Consider the following 2324-nt stretch of genomic DNA (forward strand, 5'->3'; position numbering starts at 1 on the left):
CGGCCACCACGTGCACCCCCACCCCGCGGCGCCGGGCGGCGAGCAGCTCGGCGGGCCAGCCGGATGCCTGCCGCCCCTCGCCCACCGCCAGGCTGGCGCCCACGAGCGAGCGCACCATCGAGTGGCAGAACGCGTCCGCCCGCACCGTGGCGACGACGAGTCCTGCGTCCGGCCCGTCGACCGGCCTCGACCACGCGAACGCCTCGAGCGTCCGGATCGTCGTCGCCCCGGGCCGTGGCTTGCAGTACGACGCGAAGTCGTGCCGACCGACCAGCGGCTTCGCGGCCGCCGCCATGGCGTCGACGTCCAGGGCGCGACGGTGCCACAGCACGTGCGTGCGGGACAGCGGGTCACGCCGCGCGGAGTCGTCGCAGATCCGGTAGGTGTAGCGCCGGCTCAAGGCCGAGAACCGCGCGTCGAAGCCGTCCGGCGCGCGCCTCAGTGCGTGCACGACCAGGTCCGAGGGAAGGATGCCGCCGAGCCGGGTGAGCAGCACCTCGTCGACCGGGCGCCGCGACCGGCCGCGCGACTTCTCGATGAGCCCGGCGGGGACGTCGACGTGCGCCACCTGACCGCGTGCGTGCACGCCCGAGTCGGTGCGCCCGGCCACCGTCACGCGCGGTGGGCCGTCGGTGCGCAGGACGGTCCCCAGGGCGGCCTCCAGGACACCCTGGACGGTCCGCAGGTCCGGCTGGATGGCCCAGCCGGCGAACCCCGTCCCGTCGTAGGCGAGGTCCAGTCGCAACCGCACGGCGGGCGGCTCGGCGGGTGACTCGGCGGGGTCCAGGCGTTCGCTCACGGGCCCACACGGTACTCGGCGCTAGCGTGGGCCCGTGTCCAGCAACCCGTTCACCCTCGCCGTCGACTGTGGTGGCGGAGGGATCAAGGCGTCGGTCCTCGACGCCGCGGGCACGCTGCACGCCCCCGCCGTGCGGGTGCCGACGCCGTACCCGCTCCCGCCGGAGCGCCTCGTGGCCACGATCGCGGACATCGCCGCCGGGCTGCCGGCCGCGGACCGCGTCACCGTCGGGATGCCGGGGATGATCCGGCACGGCGTCGTCGTCGCGACCCCGCACTACGTCACCCGCGCCGGCCCTCGCACCGCGGTCGACCCGGACCTGTTCACGGCGTGGGCCGGCTACGACATCCGGGCGGCCGTGCAGGAGCGCCTCGGTCTGCCCACGCTCGTCCTCAACGACGCGGAGGTGCACGGCGCCGGGGTCATCTCCGGGACGGGCATCGAGCTGGTCCTCACCCTCGGCACCGGGCTGGGGACCGCGCTGTTCGACGGTGGCGTCCTCGCGCCGCACCTGGAGCTCTCGCACGCACCCGTCCGGTGGGGTACCACGTACGACGCGTACATCGGGCAGGTCGAGCGAGCCCGGCTCGGTGACGGCCTCTGGTCCCGGCGGGTGCGCCGCGTGGTCGAGGGCTTCCGCCCCGTGTTCGTCTGGGACCGGCTCTACCTCGGCGGCGGGAACGCCCGGCAGGTCACCGCCACGACGCTCGCCCGGCTCGGCGACGACGTCGTCGTCGTGCCCAACCAGGCGGGGATCGTCGGGGGCGTACGAGCCTGGTCGCTCAACGCCTGACTGCGGCGCGACCCGCACGCTCGCGCTGCTCGACCTCGTCGACCGCCTCGAGCAGCACGCGGGTGAACCGCGCCGGCGCCACGAGGCTCACCAGGTGCGTCGCCCGCGGCACCACGACGAGCCGTCCGTCGCGGCACGCGGCCAGGAACCGTCGCTCCTCGCCGCGGAAGTGGTCGAACGCCCCGTTGACCAGCCAGACCGGCGCCTCGATCCGCGCGAGGTCCTCCAGCGGCGTCGCCACCATCATCTCGCGCAGGACCTCCCGCGTGGCGTCCAGCGCGAAGCCCCCCGCCGCGACGTCCGTGGCGCCCTCGAGCGGCAGGACGCGGTCGACGAAGAACTGGTTGAGGCGCGCACCTCGGTCCGGCAGCCGGGCGATGCCCTGGGCGCCGACCGACCACCCCGCCAGCAGCACCCGGTGCGGCTGCGTGCTGCAGGACGCGGCCACGAGGCCGGCCACCTGGTCGGGGTGCCGGGCGGCGTGCCGGATCGCCACGTACCCGCCGAGCGAGAGTCCGACGACGAACGCCCGGCCACCGACGCCGTCGATCGCCCGCGCGACCGTGTCCACCGCCGAGTCCAGGGTGAACGGCTCACCGATCCGGGTGCCGTGACCCGGGAGGTCCACGGCGATCGCCTGTCGGCCCACCCGTTCGAGCGCCCGCACCTGCGCGCGCCACATCGTGCGAGACGTCCGCAGCCCGTGCACCAGGACGACCGGCAGGCTCATGC

At 75.4% G+C, this 2324-nt stretch carries 3 protein-coding genes; 1 reads left to right on the forward strand and 2 read right to left on the reverse strand.

The window, feature by feature from the left end:
- Positions 1-799: tRNA pseudouridine(38-40) synthase TruA (truA, locus tag AC1DUQ_RS20895; RefSeq protein ID WP_477074536.1), on the reverse strand; the 799-nt coding region annotated here is incomplete at its 3' end.
- A gap of 34 nt (positions 800-833) precedes the next feature.
- Here truA and AC1DUQ_RS20900 point away from each other — a divergent pair.
- The gene (locus tag AC1DUQ_RS20900) at positions 834-1592 is read left to right on the forward strand and encodes an ROK family protein (protein WP_477061373.1); all 759 of its coding nucleotides are present in this window, start codon (positions 834-836) and stop codon (positions 1590-1592) included.
- On the opposite strand, the gene AC1DUQ_RS20905 is transcribed toward AC1DUQ_RS20900, so the two are convergent.
- Positions 1582-2324: alpha/beta fold hydrolase (locus AC1DUQ_RS20905; protein WP_477061372.1), on the reverse strand; the 743-nt coding region annotated here is incomplete at its 5' end. The two genes, AC1DUQ_RS20900 and AC1DUQ_RS20905, sit on opposite strands and share 11 nt — an antisense overlap.

It is taken from the genome of Cellulomonas sp. P4_B5_2, from assembly GCF_056402235.1.